Origin of the sequence: Dinoroseobacter sp. S375 (assembly GCF_049800775.1) — a bacterium.
Lineage (GTDB): Bacteria > Pseudomonadota > Alphaproteobacteria > Rhodobacterales > Rhodobacteraceae > Dinoroseobacter.
The window spans coordinates 22,956-44,447 of sequence record NZ_JBNAFR010000016.1 but is presented as its reverse complement, the minus strand read 5'-3'; the positions used below and the strand labels follow the sequence as shown (position 1 = coordinate 44,447).

The following is a 21,492-nucleotide window of genomic DNA, read 5'->3' as shown; positions in this document are numbered from 1 at the left end:
CCCCGAACCGTGGCGCGTATCAGCGAAATGCACTACTCGAACGCCTATGCCAAGAAATCCGGCGTATCGGAGTTTCTGGAGGTTTCGCTCGATCCGTCCGAGGATCCGGGCGATTTCACGGTCAGTTTCTACAATCACAATGGCACCTCGGTGATGGAGGTGGATCTCGACCACGAGGACGTGCGCGTGTCTTATGACCCGGACTCGGGTGAGAATGTCTATGTGATCTCGCAGGACGCGTTCGGGATCCAGCTCACGGATCCGGATGGTGGCGGCAAGTACAATTCCGAGGCCTTTGCCCTGACCGATACGTCCAGTGGCGACGTCATCGACTTCTATGACATCGGGGGCGGCACCAAGAATATCGAGGCGGTGGAAGGGGCGGCTGCCGGTGCTGTGTCCACCAACATTCCCCTGCCAACCAGTGCCAATGCGTCGACCTATTCCATACAATTCAACCAGCCCGACCCGACCACGCCGGTCTTCATGGCCGTGAATGCGGGCGATAGCGGCGTGTGTTTCACGCCCGGCACGATGATCGACATGGAATTTGGCGCGCGCGCGGTCGAGGATCTGGTCCCCGGGGATCGCATCTGGACCCGCGATGCCGGGATCCAGACCCTGCGTTGGGTCAGTGCGCGGACCGTGCCAGCGGCGGGGGTACTGACCCCGGTGCGGATACCGGCGGGGATGTTCGGTCTGACCCGGCCGCTGCTGGTGTCGCCCCAGCATCGGATGCTGCTGACCGGCTGGCAGGCGGAGCTGTTGACCGGGCGGGATGAGGTGCTGGTCGCCGCGCGTCATCTGGTGGATGGCGACCGCGTGGTGCGCTGGCCCGGGGGGATGGTGCGCTACATTCACCTGCTCTTTGACACCCACCAACTGGTCTGCGCCAATGGTGCGTGGTCCGAGAGCTTTCATCCCGGACAGCAGGCGCTCGACACGCTCGATCCCGCCGCCCGGGCCGAGCTGTCGCGGCTCTTTCCGGGGCTTGTCGCGGATGCGGCCAGCTATGGTCACAGCGCCCGGATGACCCTCCGCGCCCATGAAGCGCAGCTTTTGCGGCAAGACGGGGCGGTCTGAGCGGTTGCATTCGGCCTCCGGGCTCGCTACCTCCGGGCGCGACGCAGGACGAGGCGAAAGACCATGGACGATCTCAAAGCGAAATACCTGACGGCGATTGCCGAGGCGGCGGACGAGTCGGCGCTGGAGAGTTTGCGCGTGGCCGCCGTGGGCAAGAAGGGCGAGGTCAGCCTCAAGATGCGCGAGCTGGGCAAGATGACGCCCGAGGAGCGGCAGGTCGCCGGTCCCGCGCTCAACGCCTTGAAGGATGAAATCAACTCTGCGCTGGCGGCCAAGAAAGCCGCCCTCGCGGATGCGGCGCTGGATGAACGGCTGCGCTCGGAATGGCTCGACGTGACCCTGCCCGGCCGGCAGCGGCCTGCGGGTTCGCTGCATCCGATCAGCCAGGTCTCCGAAGAGGTTGCGGCGATCTTTGCTGATATGGGCTTCGCAGTGGCCGAAGGGCCGCGGATCGAAAGCGACTGGTACAATTTCGACGCGCTCAACATCCCCGGCCACCACCCGGCCCGCGCCGAGATGGACACGTTTTACATGAAGCGCGCCGAGGGCGATGACCGCCCGCCCCATGTGCTGCGGACCCATACCTCGCCGGTGCAGATCCGCTCCATGCAAGAGCAGGGCGCCCCGCTGCGGGTGATCTGCCCGGGCGGCGTGTATCGCTGCGACTACGACCAGACCCACACGCCAATGTTCCATCAGGTCGAAGGGCTGGCGATCGACCGCGACATCTCTATGGCGAACCTGAAATGGGTGCTAGAAGAGTTCGTGCGCAGCTATTTCGAGGTCGACGATGTGGAGCTGCGCTTCCGCGCCTCGCACTTCCCCTTCACCGAGCCCTCGGCAGAGGTGGATATCCGCTGCTCCTGGGAGGGCGGTCAGCTCAAGGTCGGCGAGGGCGATGACTGGCTCGAGATCCTCGGCTCCGGCATGGTGCATCCCAAGGTGCTCGAGGCGGGCGGGATCGACCCGGCGGAATGGCAGGGCTTTGCCTTCGGCATGGGGATCGACCGGATCGCGATGCTGAAATACGGCATCCCGGACCTGCGCGCCTTCTTCGATTCGGACCTGCGCTGGCTGCGGAACTACGGCTTCCGCGCGCTGGATGTGCCGACGATCAATGCGGGCCTGAGCCGCTAGGCCAACACCCGACCGCTTTGCGGCATCGCGTGGTGGCCTAACTATGGGCCATGGCGACCCGTCTCGCGCTTGGCGCGCTCATAACCCTGATCATCCTCGCCCATATCGGGCTTTGGACCTCGGACCGCTGGCCCGTGGGGCTGAAGCTGCGTCTGACGTTGCTCAATGCGCTGGGCTGGGCGGTGATCCTGCTGCCGGCCTATGGCGTGTCGCGCTGGTTTGCCGCGCGGGAGCGGCGTGAGGAGCGCGATCCCTAGTTGAGCGGTGCGGTCCATTCGGACTTGCGCGAGGTGTCGAGTTCTGCGCCCATCTCGGCACGTGCTTCGCCCAGCAGCCCGGCCGTCAGGCCGAGGACCAGGACAAAGGCCACGCTCATGGCAAGCGTTTCAAACCGGAGGGCGCGGGGCACGGGTGCGGTGGGGATCGTCATGGAACTGTCTCTCTGGGCGGGGTTGGCCGTTAACTGGGTGTTAACTACCGACGCCCCGTGGCGGGAATGTGGCAGGGGCCGGGTTGTCTCGCGGCATGGGGCGCCTTGGCGCGGGGAATTCTCGGCCCGGCCTCTTTCCCGCGCGCATCCCTTCGGATAAGAGCAGCGGGACGTTTTACCCATGCAGGACCGGCCCGATGAAATTCACGCTTTCCTGGCTCAAGGATCACCTCGAGACCGAGGCCTCCCTTGACGACATCCTTTATGCCCTGACCGATCTCGGGCTGGAGGTGGAGGGGGTCGAGAACCCCGCCGCGACGCTGTCGGAGTTTATCGTGGGCAAGGTGATCTCGGCCGAGAAACACCCCGAGGCCGACCGGCTGAAGGTCTGTCAGGTGGAGTATGGCGAGGGCCCGACCCAGATCATCTGCGGCGCGCCGAACGCGCGCGAAGGCATCACGGTCGTCGTGGCCCGCCCGGGGGTCTATGTGCCGGGCATTGACACAACCATCGGCGTCGGGAAGATCCGCGGGATCGAGAGCTATGGCATGATGGCCTCCGAGCGCGAGCTCGAGATGTCGGACGAGCATACGGGTATCATCGAGCTGCCCGAGGGCGAGATTGGCCAGAGCTTCCCGGACTGGCTGGCGGCGCATGATCCGGCGCGCGTCGATCCGGTGATCGAGATTGCGATCACGCCGAACCGTCCGGACGCTCTGGGCGTGCGGGGCATCGCGCTCGACCTCGCGGCGCGCGGGCTCGGGACGATGAAGGCGCGCGATACGGACCCGGTGCAAGGCAGCTTCCCCTGTCCGATCTCGGTCAGCATCGACGAAGACACCCTGGGCGCGGCGCCGGTCTTCTATGGCCGTCTGATCCGCGGCGTTAAGAACGGTCCCTCGCCGGATTGGCTGCAGGCGGCCCTGCGGGCGATTGGCTTGCGCCCTATCTCGACCCTCGTGGATATCACCAACTTCTTCACCTATGACCGCAACCGGCCCCTGCATGTCTTCGATGCAGACAAGGTCAAGGGCGGGCTGCGCGTCCATGCGGCCAAGGGCGGCGAGACCTTCACCGGTCTCGACGAGAAGGAGTATGTGCTCGAACCCGGCATGACCGCGATCTCGGACGAGAATGGCGTCGAGAGCCTTGGCGGGATCATGGGCGGGCTGGCCTCGGGCTGTACCGATGAGACCGTGAATGTCTTTGTCGAGGCGGCCTATTTCGACCCGATCCGGACCGCCTATACGGGGCGCGCGCTGAAGATCAATTCGGACGCGCGCTACCGGTTCGAGCGCGGGATCGACCCGGCCTGGACCCCTACGGGCATGGAACACGCGACGCGGATGATCCTCGATCTCTGCGGCGGGGAGGCCTCGGACGTGGTCATGGCAGGTGCGATGCCGGATGTGAGCCGGGCCTATAAGCTGGATACCGACCGGGTGCAGAGCCTTGTGGGCATGGAGATCGCGCCCGAGACCCAGCGCGCGACGCTGGAGGCGTTGGGCTTCACGCTTGAGGGCGACATGGCCCATGTGCCGAGCTGGCGTCCGGATGTGATGGGCGAGGCGGATCTGGTCGAGGAAGTCGCGCGGATCGCATCCTTGACCAAGCTCGAAGGGCGGCCCTTGCCGCGCTCGGAGACCGGCGTGCCCAAGCCCGTGGTGACCCCGGGCCAGCGGCGGCAGGCCATGGCGCGCCGCATGGCTGCGGGGCTCGGCTATAATGAATGCGTGACCTATTCCTTCATCGATCAGCCGACCGCGGCGCTGTTCGGGGGGGGCACCGAGGCCACGGAGCTCGAGAACCCGATCAGTTCCGAGATGAGCCATATGCGGCCCGCGCTTCTGCCCGGGCTGATGCAGGCGGCGGCGCGCAATCAGGCGCGGGGCATGATGGATCTGGCCCTGTTCGAGGTCGGCCCGGCCTTTCATGGCGGCGAGCCGGGCGAGCAGCATACGCTGATCTCGGGCCTGCTGGTTGGGCGTACCGGGCCCAAGGATGTGCGCGGCGAGAGCCGTCCGGTCGATATCTATGACGTCAAGGCCGATGCGGAGGCCGTTCTGGCCGCGATTGGCGCGCCCGCCAAAGTACAGATCCTGCGCGGGGCGCAGGAATGGTGGCATCCGGGGCGGCACGGCAAGATTTGCCTCGGTCCCAAGAAGGTCCTTGGCGTGTTTGGCGAATTGCACCCCAAGGTCGTTGCGGCGCTGGACCTCAAGGGGCCGGTCATGGGCTTCACCATCTGGCCCGACGAGATCCCGATGCCGCGCAAGTCGAGCGCGACCCGCCCGGCTTTGGAGGCCAAAGACCTGCAGGCGGTGGAGCGGGATTTTGCCTTTGTTGTGGATGCGGGCGTCGAGGCGCTGAACCTGACCAACGCGGCCGCAGGAGCGGACAAGGCGCTGATCGAAGAGGTGCGCGTCTTTGACGAGTTCATCGGGGGTGCGCTGGGCGAGGGGAAGAAATCGCTCGCGATCACCGTGCGGCTGCAGCCGAAGGATGCGACCCTGACGGAGAAGGATATCGAGGCTGTCGCCGCCAAGATCATTGCCAAGGTCGAAAAGGCCACGGGCGGGGTTCTGCGCGGCTGATCTCGCGCGCTGCTGCGTGCGGCGCGTGGGCTGAGCGGTTGATCTTGCCTCCGGCGGGGATATTTCCTGACTTAAGATGGGGGCGGGGTGCCCCCGTTCCAGCGAACGGAGGGGGCCATGGGGCTGAACATTTATCTTTCGGGTGAGATCCACACGGATTGGCGCGAGCAGATCGTCGATGGGGCGGCGGGGCTTGATGTAAGTTTCAATGCGCCGGTGACCGATCACGCGGCGAGCGATGATTGCGGTGTCGCGATCCTCGGGGCGGAGCCGAACAAGTACTGGCATGACCACAAGGGTGCGATGGTCAACGCGATCCGCACTCGCAAAGGCATCGCCGATGCGGATATCGTCGTGGTGCGGTTTGGCGAGAAGTACAAGCAGTGGAACGCGGCCTTCGATGCGGGCTACGCGGCGGCGCTGGGCAAATCGATCATTGTTCTGAATCCGCCAGAGCATCAGCACGCCTTGAAAGAGGTTCATGCAGCGGCTCTGGCCGTGGCCGAGACCCCGGCGCAGGTCGTCGAAGTGTTGCGCTATGTGCTGACCGGGGCTTTGCCTGCGGGGGCGGCCGCGGCGGCAGAGTAGCGGCTCAGATCACCAGTGCTTCGTCGCGGTTCCGGATCGCGCGCAGCAGGCTGAAGGCGGTGGTGGCCGAGGTGCCGGGCGTTGCCGAGGGTTTCGCGGTCACCGCGAACGACATCTCGGCAGCCTCGGATGCGACGGTATAGGCGTGACTGTTGCCGGTCGCAGCCGGGTCTGCGACCAGCCGTGCGTCGGTCTTGTCAAACCCCAGCCCGGCCAGCGCCAGTGTCGCGGCCACATTGGCATTCTTGGGAAACCGCAACGCCGCCTCTCGGGCCGTGCCCTCGAACAACGGCGTGGGGCGCGTCAGGGCCACCAGGTCATGCCCTTCGGCTGCCGGGCTTCCGGCCCAGGCGCGGGGCGGTTTGGTCCCGGTATAGGTCACCGAATGCAGGGTGGATTTCGGCAAGGCGGCGACCATGTCCAGCCCGCCGAGCGCCCCTGCGGGGATCAACAATTGCGCGCCCTTCTGCGGGGCGGACCGAAACCTGTCCTCGGTCTCGGGATCCGCGAGCGCGCCGACAGAGGCAAGCAGGACGGACATCCCGTCGGCGAGAAGGGCCGGGGCATAGCTGCGCGCGGCGGCATGCCCTGCCGCCTCCACCACCAGGTCCGGCGCGAAGTCGCGCAGTGCGTCGAGGGTGCCCAGGGCGGGAACCTCCGGGGCGGTCGCACCCTGCCGTGTCAGGGCAGCCATGGTGGCCGGCTGCGCGCCCTCCCTCAGTCCGGCAGCGACGGCGCGGTTGATTGCGCCGAGCCCGATGAAGGCGATCCTCATCCGTTGCGATCCGGAATGTTGAGGCCGGTCTGCACGGCCGGGCGGGCGAGAAACCGGTCCAGATAGGCGACCAGGTTCTTGTGTTCGGACCAGCCCAAAAGCTCGCGCGTGCCGTAAAACTCGAGCGCGCGGAGCCAGGGAGCGATCGCGATATCGGCGATGGAATAGGTGCCCGCGATCCAGTCTTTGCCCTCCAGCGCCCCTTCGAGCACGGCGAGGAGCCGCTTGGCCTCGGCGATGTAACGCTCTCGCGGGCGGGGGTCCTCGATCTCGCTGCCTGCGAATTTCACGAAATAGCCCAGCTGACCCAGCATCGGCCCGAGCCCGCCCATCTGGAACATCAGCCATTGCGTGATCACGGCTTTCTCTGCCGGGCTGTTGCCGATCAGCTTGCCCGTCTTCTCGCCGAGATAGAGCAGGATGGCCCCCGATTCGAACAGTGCGACGGGGCCGTCCGGGCCATCGGGATCGATGATGGCCGGGATCTTGTTATTGGGGTTGAGCGAGAGGAACTCCGGGCTTTTCACATCCGCGTCCGAGAGGGTCACCTTATGGGGCTCATAGGGCAGGCCGAGCTCTTCGAGCGCGATCGACACCTTGATCCCGTTCGGTGTCGGGAAGGAGTAAAGCTGCAGCACCCCCGGGTTTTCAGCGGGCCATTTTCGGGTGATCGGAAAGGCAGAGAGGTCGGTCATCGGGGGCTCCTTCGGCGTTGTTCTGCACAGGTAAGCCAGATGCAGTGGGAAAACAGGGGAGCGGCTGTTAACCTCGCCGCGCAGACCATGTGCACCCATGCAGGGGCCGCGTCTGGGTCAAGAGTATTCAAGGAGAGCTTTGCGCAATGCTCAACGAGTTCAAGGAATTTATCGCCAAGGGCAATGTCATGGACATGGCCGTCGGGATCATCATCGGTGCGGCCTTCACGGCCATTGTCACATCACTGGTTCAGGACCTTATTAACCCGATTATCAGCCTGTTTACCGGAGGTTTGGATTTCTCCGGGCTCGGGATCGCCCTGACCGAGGGTGAAGAGGCGGCCATCTTCGCCTATGGGAACTTCATCATGGCTGTGATCAATTTCCTGATCATTGCCTGGGTCGTGTTTCTTCTTGTGAAGATGGTGAACCGGGTGAAAACCATGGCGGAAGAGCCCAAGGAGGAGGCCCCCGCCGAGGACCCGGGCCCCACGGAAAAAGAGCTGCTGATGCAGATCCGGGATGCGCTCGCCAAGTCCTGAGGCGGCGCTAACCCGATAGAAATCTCTCTCCATCATGCTTGTCGCAAGGACAGGTGTGATGGATCTGGTTTACGCGTATATTCGGGACTTGCTGGCGGCGCCGTTCAATATGAACCTGCGGATCTCGCTGGTGTATCTCGGTTGCACGCTCGGTCTGGCGGCGTCGATCTGGTTCTGGCGTGGGCGACCGGGGGGCTTTCTGGCATGGCTCTTGCCGGCCAAGGTCTATCGTCATCGCTCCAACCTGTTGGATATCAAGCTGTTTTTTACCAATCGGCTGGTCGATGTTTCTGGTCTGGCCGGGGCGCTGTTCTTTCCGCCTCTGGTGGCGAGCGGGGTGCTCAGCCTGTGGGCGGAGTTTGCTGGCTACGCGCCGCCGCCCGAAAGCTGGCTTCGCGTGCTGGCCGCCACCGTGATCATCGTGATGGCCTCGGATTTCTGCAAGTATTGGGCGCATCGATGGCACCATGAATGGCCGATCCTCTGGCCGTTCCATGCGGTTCATCATTCAGCCGAGGTGCTGACGCCGCTCACGGTGATGCGCGCGCATCCGGTGGAGACATTGCTGCGCAACCTGCTGATGACCCTGATCGTGGGGCTGGTGCAGGCGGTTGTGCTGATCGTGCTGCTTGGGCGGATCGATATCGTGACCATTGGCGGGGCGAATGCGCTCTACGTGGTGTTCAACGCCTTGGGGGCGAACCTGCGGCACAGCCATATCTGGCTGAGCTATGGGCGCGTGATGGAGCACGTGTTCATCTCTCCGGCGCAGCACCAGATCCACCATTCCATGGCTGTCGAGCATCACGACAAGAATTACGGATCGATCTTCGCGCTTTGGGACTGGGCCTTCGGTACGCTCTACATCCCCGATCGGCAGGAGGATCTCACTTTCGGGATCTCGGAGGCTGACGGGACACCCATTCCCCAACCGCATCGGACGCTCGGCGCAGCGTTGGTCGGGCCTTTCCGCAACAGCTTCGCCGTGCTGCGGGAGAAATCCCCCGAAGCGTCGAGACAGGCATCGGATCCGTGACCAGTCCTGCACCGGGGGGTATGACGCCGGGGTTCTCTCTCTGGCTGGATTTGTTGCGTGCGGGCGCGGCGCTGATGGTGCTGTTGGGGCATATGGCGCATCTCCGGTTCACCCGGGGCGACTACTACGTCCTGCGCGAATGGAACGTGGCGAGCGACGCGGTGATCGTTTTTTTCGTGCTTTCGGGCCTTGTGATCGCCGTGGCGGCGGCGCGTGACGGCAATCTCGGGCGGTTTGCCTTCAAGCGGCTCACGCGCATCTATGGGGTCCTGATCCCGGCCTTGCTGCTGACGGTGGTTTTCGATGCTTTGGGGCGCTGGGTCGATCCCGCTGCCTATCAGGCCCCGTTTTTTGAGCCGGTCTCCGGCGCTGATATGCTGTTGCGCGGGGTCACTGTGACGAGCGAATGGCAAGGGCTCTGGCCGCGTTTGCGGCTCGGCAGCAATGGCCCCTTGTGGTCCCTCAGTTATGAGGTTGCCTTTTACATGCTGTTCGCCACTTGCATGTTTCTGCGCGGGCTGGTGCGGGTGATCCTCGTGCTTTTGCTGGGTCTTCTCGCCGGGCTTCCGATCCTCGCGCTATTGCCGTGCTGGTGGCTCGGCGTTTTGGTGTGGCGGCGGATGGACCAGAAGGCTGCCCCATCCCTCAGTATGGCCTGGCTTTGCGCGATTGGAGGCCCGGTTTGCGCGCTGGTGCTGAAGATCTCGGGCCTGCCGGACCTGTTATCCCAACGAACGGCAGAGGCGCTCGCACCGTTCAACCATCATCTTGTGCTGAGCTATTCGGACGAGGCGCTTTGGAGCTTTGTGCTCGCGAGCTGCATCGCCCTGCATCTTTGGGGGGTCTACGGATTGGCGTCCCGGCGCCCCAGTCTAGAGCAGACCGCCCATGCGCGCGCCATTCGCTGGATCGCTGGCGGCAGTTTTTCGATCTATGTGGTGCACTATCCGAGCCTGCATTTGCTCGACGCGGTCCTCCCGAATGACCTGCCGGGTCATGATCTCTGGATGCTCGGGCTAACGCTGACCATCTGCTTCGCCTTTGCCCGCATGTTCGAGCTCCCGCTTGCCTGGCAACGGGGCTGGCTCATCGGGGTCTGGCAGCGCCTCTCGCGGGGGGCGGCGCAGGCCAAGCTTGAGATGGAGTAAGGGCGGCGTAGGGTCTGCACCGCCCGTTCTTGGTTCGTGGCCGCGGCAAGCGCGCCCTCAGGCGGCGAGCAGTTCCGCTTCGGTGACCGGGAGGCCAAGCGCTTCGCCCACGGCGCGGTAGGTCAGCTTGCCCGCATGCACGTTCAGACCGGCCCGCAGATGGGGGTCGGCGGCGATGGCCGCGCGCCAGCCCTTGTCGGCAATGTCGAGCATATAGGGCAGGGTCGCGTTGCCGAGCGCGATGGTCGAGGTCCGGGCCACGGCGCCGGGCATATTCGCCACGCAGTAATGCATGATCCCGTCCACGTCATAAATCGGATCCTGGTGCGTGGTTGCGCGCGAGGTCTCGAAGCAGCCGCCCTGATCGATGGCTACATCGACGATGGCCGCCCCGGGCTTCATGCTGCCGAGCTGCGCACGGCTGACGAGCTTGGGGGCCGCGGCCCCGGGCACGAGCACCGCGCCGATCACCATATCGGCGCTGGCCACCAGTTCGGCCGTCGCGGCGGAGGAGGCGTAACGGTTCGCAAATGTGCGGCCATGCACTTCGTCGAGATAGCGCAGACGCGTGAGCGAGCGGTCGAGAACGGTCACTTTCGCGCCCATCCCGGCGGCCACGCGCGCCGCATGGGTCCCCACGACCCCGCCGCCGATCACGACCACCTCGGCCGCGCCAACCCCGGGCACGCCGCCCATCAGAACACCGCGGCCCCCATTGGCCTTCTGCAGGGTCCAGGCCCCCACCTGCGGGGCGAGACGACCGGCCACTTCGGACATCGGCGCGAGCAGCGGCAGCGTGCCGTCCGGCGCGGTCACGGTCTCGTAGGCGATGGCGGTCACGCCGGAGGCCAGCAGATCACGGGTCTGGTCGGGATCGGGTGCCAGGTGGAGATAGGTGAAGAGGACCTGACCCTCGCGCAGCATGGCGCGCTCGATGGCCTGAGGCTCTTTCACTTTCACGATCATATCGGCGGTTGCGAAGATCTCGGCGGCTGTGTCGAGGATCGCAGCGCCCGCGGCCACGTAATCGGCATCGTCGAAGCCTGCGCCAACACCGGCACCGGCCTGCACGACGACCTCATGGCCATGGGCGATGGCCTCGGCAGCGGCAGCGGGCGTCAGACCGACGCGATATTCCTGGGGTTTGATTTCTGTCGGGCAACCGATGCGCATGAGAGCCTCCCTCGTGAGAAATGAACGCGATGGACCGAAGCTGTCACGGTTTGTCCGGGAATGCTTTGAAAAGTGATGTGTGAAATTGCTCTGATGTGATAGAATATTGCGCAAGAACACAAATTCTGGGAAAATTGTGCAAGATGACTGTCCTTGACGACAAGGATCTCCGAATCCTCGCGGCCCTTCAGACCTCCGGGCGCATGTCCAATGCGGAGCTCTCGGATCTGGCGCATCTGTCGCCCTCGGCCTGTCATCGCCGCGTGGCCCGAATGGAGGCAGCGGGTGTGATCCGGGATTATGTCGCCCTGCTGGACCCCCGGGCCGTGGATCGCAAGACGACCGTGTTTGTCGAAGTGACCCTGTCGGGGCAGGCGGATGAGGTCCTCGCGGCCTTCGAGAAGGCGGTGCAAACCGTGCCGGAGGTGCTGGAATGCCATCTGATGGCGGGCAAGGCGGACTATCTTCTCAAGGTCGTGGCGCAGGATACGGAGGCCTTTGCCGCGCTCCATCGCAGCCGTTTGGCCACTTTGCCCGGCGTCGCACAGATCCAGTCCAGCTTTGCCCTGCGCACCGTGTTCAAGACGACGGCGCTCCCGCTCTAGAGACTCTGGGGGGCTGAACGGTCGGCGCGCATCCCTGATCCGTCCACGGCCTGGTCTCAGGCAGGATGCGCCGAGCGAGACCGACCCGAAACTGCCCCGACCCGGTGGATTTTGCATTTTCCTGACAGTTTCTTGCAAAGCGCTCACGCATTGCGTGCCCATTGCCGATCCAATGGCGGCATCAAAACTGGAGGACTATATGCGCACAGTCTTATTGACCGCTTTGCTTTGCTTGGGCAGTGCTGCCCTTGCCGATCAACCGACCCCGCGCGAGATGATGATCGAGGATCATGGCACCCATAACCCCGAGGAGCTGTCCCTACGTGGCGCGCTGGCCCGGCTCAAGATCGGCGAGGCCACCCCTATGGACAGTGCGCTCGGCTATGGCGCAGCCAAGGCCGGCCTGCATGAGGAGGCGCGCGCGCTGTTCGAGGACAGTGCCGCGCGGGGCAATGTGCAGGGCATGACATGGCTCAGCTGGATGGAGGATAACGGGCTTGCCGGGCCCGAGAACCCGCAAGCCGCCGCCGAGTGGGATCGCCGCGCCGCCGAGCTTGGCAGCGAGGTCGCCATGTTCAATTACGGGCTCGATCTCTTGCGGGGGCGCGGTGTGCCCCGCGACGAGGCCGAGGGGCGTCGGGTGATTGCACGGGCCGCCGAGCTGGGCGAGCCCTCGGCACAGCATCTGATCGACAATGATTACGATCTCGACAGTGTCACGCCCGATGCGGATGCCTGGAAATACGCGCCGCATCTCTTCTGAGCGGCCCCTGAAAAACAACAAACCCCCGGGCAAGGCCTCGGGGGTCGTCGTTTTCAGCGAAAGCTGAGCGAGTTGGGCTTAGAGCCCCCCTTCGCGCTGGGCTTTCTTGCGTGCGAGTTTACGGGCACGGCGAATGGCCTCGGCCTTCTCGCGTGCTTTCTTCTCGGAGGGCTTTTCGTAATGTTGCTTGAGCTTCATTTCCCGAAACACACCCTCGCGCTGCAGCTTCTTCTTGAGAGCCCGCAGTGCCTGATCGACGTTGTTGTCGCGTACGCTGACCTGCATGTGGTTGTCACCACCTTCCTAAGTTTGTGTTGCGTCAGATTGCAGGAGGTGGCCGTATAGCAAGGGCTGGGCTAGATGTCCAGCATGCCTGATCGCCCGTTTGTTCGCCGCCGTTGGAGACCCTGATGACCGATACCCGTACCACCCCGGAACTGCGTGACGCGCTGCTCGATGCCGCACTGATCCATGTGGCGTTCGATGGCTGGTCGCCTGCGACCTTCGAGGCGGCCTGCGCCGATGCCGGGGTCGAGCCCGGTCTGGCCGAGAGCCTTTACCCCCGCCGCCATGTGGACCTGGCGCTGGCGTTTCATGCCCGGGGGGATGCCGAAATGGTCGCCCGTCTCCGGCGCGAGCCGCTGGACGGGTTGCGGTTTCGCGACAAGGTCGCGGCGGCCGTGCGCTATCGTCTTGAGGCGGTGGATGACAAGGAGGCCGTGCGCCGGGGCACGACCCTCTTTGCGCTGCCGCAATACGCGGCGGACGGGGCCAAGGCGATCTGGGGGACCTGCGACCTGATCTGGGACACCCTTGGGGACAGTTCCAATGATTTCAACTGGTACTCCAAGCGCGCGACCCTGGCCGGGGTCTATGGCGCGACGGTGCTCTACTGGCTCGGGGACAGCTCCGAGGGGGATGCGGCCACCTGGGCCTTCCTTGACCGTCGGATTGACGATGTGATGAAAATCGAAGAGGTTAAAGGGGCCGTGAACAAGAACCCTCTGCTGCGCGGTCTGATGAGCGGCCCCAACTGGGTGCTGAGCCAGATCAAGCCGCCCTCGAAACTGCCCCGCGCGGATCTTCCCGGATCCTACCGGCCGAAATAGGACGACCCCATGGACCTGCCCCAGACAATGCGCGCCGTAGAGATCACGGAACCCGGCGGACCCGAGGTTCTGCGCCCCTGTGAGCGGCCCGTGCCCGTGCCCGGGGCTGGTCAGATCCTGATCAAGGTGGCTTTTGCCGGGGTGAACCGCCCCGATGCGTTGCAGCGCGCGGGCAGCTATGCGCCGCCCCCCACGGCGAGCGATCTGCCGGGGCTGGAGGTTTCGGGTACGGTCGTGGCCACGGGCCCGGATGTGGCGCGCTGGGCTGAGGGCGATGCGGTCTGCGCGCTGACCCCGGGCGGGGGGTATGCGGAATACGTGGTGTGCCCTGCGGCCCACGCCCTGCCGATCCCTGAGGGCATGCCCTTGGATCAGGCGGCAGCGCTTTGTGAGAACCATTACACGGTCTGGTCCAATGTGGTGACACGCGGCGGTTTGGTCGGCGGTGAGCGGTTTCTGGTCCATGGCGGCTCGTCCGGCATCGGGACCGTGGCGATCCAGCTGGCCCTTGCCCGCGGGGCGCGGGTCTTCACGACCGCTGGATCGGCTGAGAAATGTGCCGCCTGCACCGCGCTGGGTGCCGAGCGCGCGATCAACTATCGCGAGGAGGATTTCGTGCCGATCCTCAAGGCCGAGGGGGGCGCGGATGTGATCCTCGATATGGTCGGCGGCGACTACATCCTCCGCAACCTCAAGAGCCTGGCTGAGGATGGCCGCCTCGTGCAGATCGCGTTTCTGCAGGGGCCGAAGATGGCGGTGAACTTCGCGCCGCTGATGATGCGGCGGCTGACGATCACCGGGTCGACCCTGAGACCTCAGTCGGATCTGGCAAAGGCCCGGATCGCCGAGGATCTGGAGCGGGAGGTCTGGCCGCTTTTGTCCTCGGGGCGCATCAAGGTGGTGATGGACAGCACCTTCGCGCTGGAGGATGCCGAGCAGGCGCATGCGCGGATGGAAAGCTCCGCTCATATCGGAAAGATCGTGCTGTCGGTCTAATCCGGCGGGCGGAGGCGCTCGTGGCAGGGGGCGGAGCCTCCGGCGGGGAAATTTAGAGACTTAAGAGAACCGGTGCCGCGTGAGAGCCCCCGCGGCCCGCGACGGTGAGGTCGCGGGCCGGACGCGTGCGGTCATTCGGCTGCGATCTTGAGCGCGACGGACCGGCTGGGCGCGTCCGCGGCCTCGGCCCCCGAGGCCGCCCTGGATCTCCGGGGGCGGATGAGGGCGAAGAGCGGTGGGGTGAAATAGAAGCTCACCACAGTCGACAGCAGCACACCCCCGGCCACCGCCATGGCGAAAGGCGGCCAGAACCCTCCGCCGGCCAGGATCAGCGGCAGGAACCCCCCGAAGGTGGTCAGCGTCGTGGACAGGATATGGCGCGAGCCGTTCATCACGACTTGGGCCATGGCATCGCGATCCCCAGCCGCCGCCGCGTCATCCTGTTGCAAACCGGTCAGGATGATGATCGCTGCGTTGATCGACACCCCGATGGAGCCGATTACCCCGATGATCGCCGTGATCCCGAACGGGTATTGGAACACCGCAAGGGACAGGATGCTGAGCCCGGCGGACAGCACGGCCACCACCATGGTCACCGCCGAAAGCCGGAAGGAGCCGAAGGTCAGCACGATCGTCGCGAGCGACAGGGTCACGATCAGGCCAAGGGGCGCCATCAGCCGGTTCACCGTGTCGTTGCGCGCATCCGCGTCCCCGCCAATCGCGAGGTTGTACCCGGCCGGAAGGGCGAACCCCGCCGCATCGATGGCCGCCTGCGCGCGGACCAGCGCCTCTTGTGGCAACAGATCGGGCGCGATGAAGGCCTGCACCGTGTTCACCCGTGTCCCGTCGCGCCGCGCGATGGGGCTGTCCGAGGGCACGAGCGCGATTTCCGCGATGGCGGATAGGGGGAACGCGGGCAGGGTCTGGCTCTGACGGCCGGTCCCCGGTGGTGGTACGATGAGCATCTGTGAAATCCGCTCGAGATCGTCCCGCGTTCCCGCCCCCAGCTGCACCCTGACGGGGAGCTGTTCTGATGCCTCGATCAGAGACCCGCCGGTCACGCCATCGAGGCCTGTCTGCAACTGGCGCGCGACATCGGCGAGGCTGAGCCCGGCGAGCTGTGCTGCGGCCTCATCCACATCGACCTGCACCTTGGGCGCGCCGCCTTCGTAGCTCGCGCGCACGGTCGTGATCCCGTCGACGCCCAGCAGAATGGCGCGCAGCCGTTCCCCCTCGGCGCGCAGCACCTCGAGCGTCGGGCCTTCGAGCCGAAACTCCACCGGGGCATCCACGGGCGGGCCCTGTATCAGGCCGCGCACGAGGATACGGGCCTCGGGGTAGGCTTCGGTCAGGCGGGTTTGCAGCGGCTCCAGAAGCGCGGCCGTATCATCCGGCGATCGCGTGGTGATCAGCGCTTGGGCAAAGCTGGGCTCGCTCTGACGGGAGCCTACGATATTGTAATAGAAGGCGGGCGCGCTTTCCCCGAGGGTCCAGGCCACCCGGGTGATCCCGTCCGTGGCGCGCAGCTCGGCATCCATCGCCTCGACCAGGTCATGGGTCTCGGACAGGGCCGTGCCCTTGGCCAGATCCACTTCGATATGAAACTGGTCGCGATCCACGCCCGGGAAGAACTGCGCCGTCAGGGTGGGAAAGCTGACAAAGCCCATCACCGGCAGGACCAGCGCGAGCGCGACCGACCGGATCGGGTTGTGCACGGACCAGCGCAGGCTTGCGTGGAACACCCGGCCCGGCAGCCCCGAGGGCAGCCCCGCGCCCCGCCCGCCCTCGGGCAGGAGCCAGCCCGCAAGGGCCGGGGTGATGGTCAGGGCGATGATGAAAGACCAGACCAGCATCAGCACAACGGCAATCGCAATTGCGCCAACGAAATCCCCCGCCCCGCCGGGCAGAAGGATCATCGGCACGAAGCTCAGCGCCGTGGTCACGGTCGAGGCCAGAAGCGGCGCGGCCAGACGGCGGATCGCCGTATCCACGGCCTCCAGTCGCGTGGCTCCCTTGGCGAGGCGTTGGCGAATGTCGTCGGTCATCACGATCGCTGCATCGACCAGCAGCCCCAACGCCACGATCAGGCCGGTCACGCTCATCTGGTGGATTGGCAGGCCGATGAAGTTCATCGAGGCAATCGTCGCGAGGCTCACAAGGGGAAGGACCGCGGCCACGATCAATGCTGCCCGCACTCCGAGCGTCACCAGCAGCACCAGCACCACGAGGCCGACGCCGATGGCCATGTTCACGGCCACCTCGGTCAGCCGGTCCGCGGTATAGACGGCCTGGTCGAAGAGTTGTTCGACCACGAGGGAGTTCGGCAGGAGCGCTTCGAAATCCGCGACCTCTTCCTGCACCCAGCCCATCCAGACATCGATCTGCAGCCCTTCATTGGCCTGCACGCCCAGAAGCACGGCGTCTTGGCCATCGACCAGTGCGAGGGCCGCAGCAGGCGTGCGCGGCGTGCGCGAGATTTCGGCCACGTCGCCCAGCCGGGTCACCTGTCCTTCGGCGCCGGTGACCAGCACGATCCGGCGCAGGCGGTCCAGCGCCTCGATATCGCCCTGCACGTCGAGCAGGATGTCGGTGCTGCCACTCACCAGCCGTCCGGACTGGACCTTGGCGTCGGCGCGCTGCACCGCGCCCGAGATTGCCTCCGGCGTCAGTCCGAGGGCGGCGATCTGGGCCGGATCCAGAGTGACGAGGACCTCTTCTTCGGGGGTGCCGAAGCTCTCGACGCTTTTGGTTCCGGGCACGTTGCGCAGGCGTTCGGCCAATTCCTCGGCGGTGCGGGCGAGGACCGCGGGGTTGGCGGGCTCGGCGCTGGGCTTGACCGCAAAGATCGCGCCAAAGGCGGCGATTCCGTCGCTATCGAATTCCGGCGGCAATGCGCCGCCGGGGAAGGTGCGGGCGACATCTGTGACGCCGTCGCGGGCCTTGGACCAGATCTCTTCGATCTTGGCGGGGTCCGTGGTCTCGTTCAGCTCGAGGCTGATCACCGAGATCCCCGTGGCCGAGGTGGAGGAGATCGTGTTCATATCCGCCAGGGTGCGCATCTCCTCCTCGAGGGGCTGCGAGATCAGCGCCTCGATCCGGCTGGGCTCGGCACCCGGGTAGAGGGTCGTGATGGTGGCGTTGAGGTTGGTGATGGTCGGGTCTTCCTGCCGTCCGAGGGACAGGAAGGCCGAGGCCCCGGCCGAGATGATCACCAGCAGCGCAAGGATCACCAGTCGCGGGTTGCGAAAGGGGAGGGTGAACATGGATCAGCCCTCCGCCGCGATGGGGGTCACGCGCTGACCCGGGGCCACGCGGTGGGCGCCCGCGGGCACGTAGCGCGCGCCATGGGGGAAGGTTCCGGCGACAAAGGCCCGGCTGCCCGTGGCGTGCAGAACCTCGACCGATTCCCGACGCAGGGTGTTGCTGTCATCCAGCAGGTAGAGCGTCCAGAGGCCCTGGATCCCCTCGCTCAGCGCCGAGAGCGGAACCCAAGCCCCGGTTCCGGGCACCTCGCGGGCAAGCTCCAGCGAGACCAGCGTGCCCGAGGGCGCAGGCTGGTCGAGGGTAAAGAGTGCGGCGCGGGTCCGGGTCGCCGGGTCGAGATCCGGGCGCAGCCGGTCCAGCCGCGCCGTGCCGGTGCCCCGGGGCAGGGTCACAGTGACTTCGGTCTGCGGGGGCAGGGCGCTGGCCAGAGCATCGGGCAGGCCGACGCGCAGATGGGGCGCATCGGTTTCCTCCAGCCGCAGCACCGGCGTGCCGCTGCCAAGGCGCGCGCCCTCGTCCCGCAGCCGGTCCGACACCGTGCCCGGGAAGGGTGCGGTGATCTCGGATTTCGTCAGGGCGATGTCGATGGTCAGCAGGGCCGCGTCGAGCTGGGCGATCTCCGCCTCGGCTTCGGCAAGCCGGAAGCGGGCCTCATCCGCGCGCTGGGTCGAGGAGAAATCCGAGGCGGCCAGCCGTTTCTGCCGCTCGGCGGTCAGCTTGGCGAGATCCCGGCGGGCAATGGCGGCGTCCCGGGCGGCGCTCTGGGCGGCCCGCTCTGCCTGCAGGCTGCGAATGTCGAGCCGTGCCAGCACGTCGCCCGTGACCACCCGGTCGCCCTCATCCACCAGCACCTCCGCCAGAGTGCCGCCGGTCTCAAATCCCAAATCCGCGCTGCGGGCGGCCTCAACCTGCCCGGTAAAGGCGGCGGTGACCGCGTAGCTGTCCTGCACCACCAGCGGTGCGACCTCGACCGGCAGCACCGGGTCCTGCACCGGCGTGCTGTCCCCGGCTGCCCGTGCCGCGATCAACCCAGAGCCGCTCACCACCAGTCCCACGGCCAGCGCAATGGTCAGGCCCGTGCCGGTCAGGATCCCCAGGCGTCGCAGGGTGCGGCGCAGAAGGGACGGGCGGGGTGCGTCGTTGGAGGCGGGCGGAGCGGTGATGGACATGGCGGGTTCCTTGCAGATGGGCGACAAAGAAGTTAGAAGGTCTTACATCCGTTCTATGTAGGGCGCGAGTGTTAGAAAGTCTAACATTAATTCTTCCCATGCGCGGCGCAGACCGGGCGCAGGCGCGAAGGCGCTTGGAAAACAAGGCAGTTCGCTCGTGAAACAGGCAACGAAAGTGACGGGAAAGGCGGGGTACCATCACGGGGATCTCCGCCAGCAGCTTGTCACCGCGACTCGGGAACTGGTCGAGGAAAAGGGCCCCGAAGGCTTCTCGGTCTCCGAGGCCTGCCGCCGGGCCGGGGTCTCGACCGCGGCGCCCTATCGGCATTTTTCCGACAAGACGGATATGCTGGCGGCGGTGATCCTCGAAGGGATGACGCAGATGACCGCCGCGCTGCATGCGGCGGCGGCACCCTTCCCGCATGGCTCGGTCGAGGGGATCATCGCCTCGGGTGTCGCCTATGTGGATTTCGCCGAGGCCCATCCCGGGGTGTTCCGGGTGATGTTTTCCGAAGACTACAAACGAGATGACCTCGAGGAGGCCGGGCAAGACTGCTATGCGGGACTGTTGCTGCAGGTTGCAGCCTATCTCGGCAAGACCGAGGTGGACGAGGACGTTCTGAAGGCGTCTTTCCCGCTCTGGACCTTTGTCCATGGCATGTCCTTCCTGCGGATCGACGGCAAGGCGGAGTTTGCCAAGATGCAGACCCCGGTCGAGGATCTGGTGGCGGATGCCACGCGCCGGTTGCTGACCGGGCGCTGAGCGGAAGGTACTCGCTTCGGCGTCAAAGCCTGCTAGGCTCGACGCGGGAGGAGACACCATGACGATCTACAAAAGCGGCTACCGTGACACGCCCTTGCGCGATGTCTCGATCACTGAGGCCCTGTTCGAGGGGCTGGCCATTTCGGGGGACAATCCGGCGCTGGTTGACGGGCCCAGCGGCGCGATCATGACCGGCACCGAACTTGAGGCGCGGATCCGCGCCTTTGCGGGCGGGTTGCAGGCGCGGGGCATTGGCCCGGGCGACGTGATTGCCATCATGGCGCCCAACACGCCGGATTATGCGACCGCCTTTCACGGGGTGGCCTTTGCCGGGGCGACGGTCACCACGCTCAACCCCACCTACACCGCCGAGGAAGCCGCCCATCAGCTGCGCGACAGCGGTGCCAAGATGCTCATCACCGTCCCGCCCTTTGCCGAGCTCGCACAGGCGGCGGCTCAGGCTGCCGATGTCTCTGAGATCGTGATGATCGGGGTCGCGGGGCCCGGCGGGCTCGAGGCGCTGTTCGGCCCGCCGCTGGCGCAGCAGGTGCCCGTGGATCTGGAGACGGATCCGGTCGTGCTGCCCTATTCCTCGGGGACGACAGGCCTGCCCAAGGGGGTGATGCTGAGCCATCGCAATCTGGTGGTGAATGTCGATCAATGTCTGGATGTCATCGAAATCCGGCCGGGTGATGTGACCCTCGGGTTCCTGCCGTTCTTTCACATCTATGGGATGACGGTTCTGATGAACCTCTATCTGGCGCAGGGGGCTGTGGTGGTGACCATGCCGCGCTTCGATCTGGAGCAGTTCCTGTCGCTCTGCCAGACCCACAAGCCCCGGCAGCTCTATATCGCGCCCCCGGTCGCTCTGGCGCTGGCCAAACACCCGCTGGTGGATCAGTACGACCTGTCGAGCCTGGAATACATCGTGTCCGGTGCTGCGCCGCTGGGCGGAGATGTCGCCGACGCGGTGGCGGCGCGGTTGGGCTGCGAGATGGTGCAGGCCTATGGCATGACCGAGATGAGCCCGGTGTCCCATATCACGCCGCAGGGGCGGAATGTGACCGGGTCGGTGGGCCAGATCGTCGGCCGGACCGAATGCCGGATCGTGGAGGCCGAGACTGGTCAGGACGCGGAGGAGGGCGAGCTGTGGGTACGGGGGCCGCAGGTGATGCTCGGCTACCTCAACCGGCCCGACGCCACGGCAGAGACCATGGCCGACGGGGGCTGGTTGCGGACCGGCGATCTGGGCCGGTTTGACGATGCGGGCAATCTCTTCATCACCGACCGGGTGAAAGAGCTGATCAAGGTGAAGGGGTTTCAGGTGGCGCCTGCCGAGCTGGAGGCTGTGCTGCTGACCCATGACGGGATCAGCGATGCTGCGGTGATCGGCGTGCCGGATGACGAGGCGGGCGAGCGGCCCATCGCCTTTGTGGTCAGAACCCGCGACGATCTGGACGCCGAGGCGGTGATCGCCCATGGCGCGGCCCATCTGGCCCACTACAAGCAATTGGCGAAAGTGATCTTTGTCGAGTCTGTTCCGAAATCAGCCTCTGGCAAGATCCTGCGGCGGCTGTTGCGGGATCAGGTCGCAGCGGAGGGGTAACCAGGCTCCGCCGCGA

The 21,492-nt window shown here is 65.7% G+C and carries 21 protein-coding genes; 14 read left to right on the top strand and 7 right to left on the bottom strand.

Translation table 11 applies throughout. The annotated features are described in order from the left end of the window. The first annotated feature begins 9 nt into the window (after nt 1–9). From ACP150_RS21255 to ACP150_RS21245, 3 genes are all read left to right on the top strand, one after another. Nucleotides 10–1,083, top strand: coding sequence for a Hint domain-containing protein (locus tag ACP150_RS21255; protein WP_424968727.1), 1,074 nt, complete (start codon nt 10–12; stop codon nt 1,081–1,083). 63 nt (nt 1,084–1,146) lie between these two features. Next, a complete protein-coding gene (gene pheS / locus ACP150_RS21250) occupies nt 1,147–2,220 on the top strand; it encodes a phenylalanine--tRNA ligase subunit alpha (protein WP_424968726.1) in 1,074 nt (357 codons plus the stop codon). A 50-nt stretch (nt 2,221–2,270) separates the two neighbouring features. Continuing rightward, complete coding sequence (locus ACP150_RS21245) at nt 2,271–2,477, top strand: phenylalanyl-tRNA synthetase subunit beta (protein WP_424968725.1); 207 nt, start codon at nt 2,271–2,273, stop codon at nt 2,475–2,477. Here the strand turns inward: ACP150_RS21245 and ACP150_RS21240 are convergent. Beyond that, nucleotides 2,474–2,650 (bottom strand): hypothetical protein, encoded by a 177-nt coding sequence (locus tag ACP150_RS21240; protein ID WP_424968724.1) that lies wholly within the window; start codon nt 2,648–2,650, stop codon nt 2,474–2,476. The two genes, ACP150_RS21245 and ACP150_RS21240, sit on opposite strands and share 4 nt — an antisense overlap. Before the next feature lie 197 nt (nt 2,651–2,847). Between ACP150_RS21240 and pheT the strand changes: the two genes are divergently transcribed. Then, a complete protein-coding gene (gene pheT, locus ACP150_RS21235; protein ID WP_424968723.1) occupies nt 2,848–5,244 on the top strand; it encodes a phenylalanine--tRNA ligase subunit beta in 2,397 nt (798 codons plus the stop codon). 117 nt (nt 5,245–5,361) lie between these two features. Further along, nucleotides 5,362–5,832, top strand: coding sequence for a YtoQ family protein (locus ACP150_RS21230; protein WP_424968722.1), 471 nt, complete (start codon nt 5,362–5,364; stop codon nt 5,830–5,832). 4 nt (nt 5,833–5,836) lie between these two features. Here the strand turns inward: ACP150_RS21230 and ACP150_RS21225 are convergent, their stop codons facing one another. Both ACP150_RS21225 and ACP150_RS21220 read right to left on the bottom strand, forming a co-directional pair. Continuing rightward, on the bottom strand, nt 5,837–6,607 hold the full coding sequence (locus ACP150_RS21225) for an aspartate dehydrogenase (protein WP_424968721.1): 771 nt from the start codon (nt 6,605–6,607) through the stop codon (nt 5,837–5,839). Beyond that, nucleotides 6,604–7,302 (bottom strand): glutathione S-transferase family protein, encoded by a 699-nt coding sequence (locus ACP150_RS21220; protein WP_424968720.1) that lies wholly within the window; start codon nt 7,300–7,302, stop codon nt 6,604–6,606. The genes ACP150_RS21225 and ACP150_RS21220 overlap by 4 nt, the downstream gene beginning before the upstream one ends. A gap of 146 nt (nt 7,303–7,448) precedes the next feature. On the opposite strand from ACP150_RS21220, the gene mscL reads away from it, so the two are divergent. The 3 genes from mscL to ACP150_RS21205 are packed head-to-tail and all read left to right on the top strand — an operon-like array spanning nt 7,449 to nt 10,028. Further along, nucleotides 7,449–7,844 carry a large-conductance mechanosensitive channel protein MscL gene (gene mscL / locus ACP150_RS21215; protein WP_424968718.1) on the top strand — a complete coding sequence of 132 codons (396 nt, stop codon included), beginning with the start codon at nt 7,449–7,451 and terminating at the stop codon, nt 7,842–7,844. A gap of 58 nt (nt 7,845–7,902) precedes the next feature. Beyond that, on the top strand, nt 7,903–8,880 hold the full coding sequence (locus ACP150_RS21210) for a sterol desaturase family protein (protein WP_424968717.1): 978 nt from the start codon (nt 7,903–7,905) through the stop codon (nt 8,878–8,880). A 20-nt stretch (nt 8,881–8,900) separates the two neighbouring features. After that, the gene (locus tag ACP150_RS21205; RefSeq protein WP_424968716.1) at nt 8,901–10,028 is read left to right on the top strand and encodes an acyltransferase family protein; all 1,128 of its coding nucleotides are present in this window, start codon (nt 8,901–8,903) and stop codon (nt 10,026–10,028) included. A 57-nt stretch (nt 10,029–10,085) separates the two neighbouring features. Here the strand turns inward: ACP150_RS21205 and ald are convergent, their stop codons facing one another. Next, a complete protein-coding gene (gene ald, locus ACP150_RS21200) occupies nt 10,086–11,201 on the bottom strand; it encodes an alanine dehydrogenase (RefSeq protein WP_424968715.1) in 1,116 nt (371 codons plus the stop codon). A 143-nt stretch (nt 11,202–11,344) separates the two neighbouring features. Between ald and ACP150_RS21195 the strand changes: the two genes are divergently transcribed. Then, nucleotides 11,345–11,806 carry an Lrp/AsnC family transcriptional regulator gene (locus tag ACP150_RS21195; RefSeq protein ID WP_424968714.1) on the top strand — a complete coding sequence of 154 codons (462 nt, stop codon included), beginning with the start codon at nt 11,345–11,347 and terminating at the stop codon, nt 11,804–11,806. A 232-nt stretch (nt 11,807–12,038) separates the two neighbouring features. Then, nucleotides 12,039–12,569, top strand: a complete 531-nt coding sequence (locus ACP150_RS21190; protein ID WP_424968713.1) for a tetratricopeptide repeat protein — start codon at nt 12,039–12,041, stop codon at nt 12,567–12,569. Nucleotides 12,570–12,647: 78 nt separating this feature from the next. Here ACP150_RS21190 and rpsU read toward each other — a convergent pair whose 3' ends face one another. After that, on the bottom strand, nt 12,648–12,854 hold the full coding sequence (gene rpsU, locus ACP150_RS21185) for a 30S ribosomal protein S21 (protein WP_012176928.1): 207 nt from the start codon (nt 12,852–12,854) through the stop codon (nt 12,648–12,650). A 125-nt stretch (nt 12,855–12,979) separates the two neighbouring features. On the opposite strand from rpsU, the gene ACP150_RS21180 reads away from it, so the two are divergent. Both ACP150_RS21180 and ACP150_RS21175 read left to right on the top strand, forming a co-directional pair. Further along, nucleotides 12,980–13,678, top strand: a complete 699-nt coding sequence (locus ACP150_RS21180; protein ID WP_424968711.1) for a COQ9 family protein — start codon at nt 12,980–12,982, stop codon at nt 13,676–13,678. 9 nt (nt 13,679–13,687) lie between these two features. Beyond that, nucleotides 13,688–14,674, top strand: coding sequence for an NAD(P)H-quinone oxidoreductase (locus tag ACP150_RS21175; RefSeq protein ID WP_424968710.1), 987 nt, complete (start codon nt 13,688–13,690; stop codon nt 14,672–14,674). A gap of 131 nt (nt 14,675–14,805) precedes the next feature. Here ACP150_RS21175 and ACP150_RS21170 read toward each other — a convergent pair whose 3' ends face one another. Both ACP150_RS21170 and ACP150_RS21165 read right to left on the bottom strand, forming a co-directional pair. Continuing rightward, a complete protein-coding gene (locus ACP150_RS21170; protein WP_424968709.1) occupies nt 14,806–17,937 on the bottom strand; it encodes an efflux RND transporter permease subunit in 3,132 nt (1,043 codons plus the stop codon). A 3-nt stretch (nt 17,938–17,940) separates the two neighbouring features. Beyond that, on the bottom strand, nt 17,941–19,107 hold the full coding sequence (locus tag ACP150_RS21165; protein ID WP_424968707.1) for an efflux RND transporter periplasmic adaptor subunit: 1,167 nt from the start codon (nt 19,105–19,107) through the stop codon (nt 17,941–17,943). A 157-nt stretch (nt 19,108–19,264) separates the two neighbouring features. Here ACP150_RS21165 and ACP150_RS21160 point away from each other — a divergent pair, with 157 nt between their 5' ends. Together ACP150_RS21160 and ACP150_RS21155 are read left to right on the top strand one after the other, a co-directional pair. Further along, complete coding sequence (locus ACP150_RS21160; protein ID WP_424968706.1) at nt 19,265–19,870, top strand: TetR/AcrR family transcriptional regulator; 606 nt, start codon at nt 19,265–19,267, stop codon at nt 19,868–19,870. Between the two features lie 58 nt (nt 19,871–19,928). After that, the gene (locus ACP150_RS21155; RefSeq protein ID WP_424968705.1) at nt 19,929–21,476 is read left to right on the top strand and encodes an AMP-binding protein; all 1,548 of its coding nucleotides are present in this window, start codon (nt 19,929–19,931) and stop codon (nt 21,474–21,476) included. The last annotated feature ends 16 nt before the right edge of the window (nt 21,477–21,492 follow it).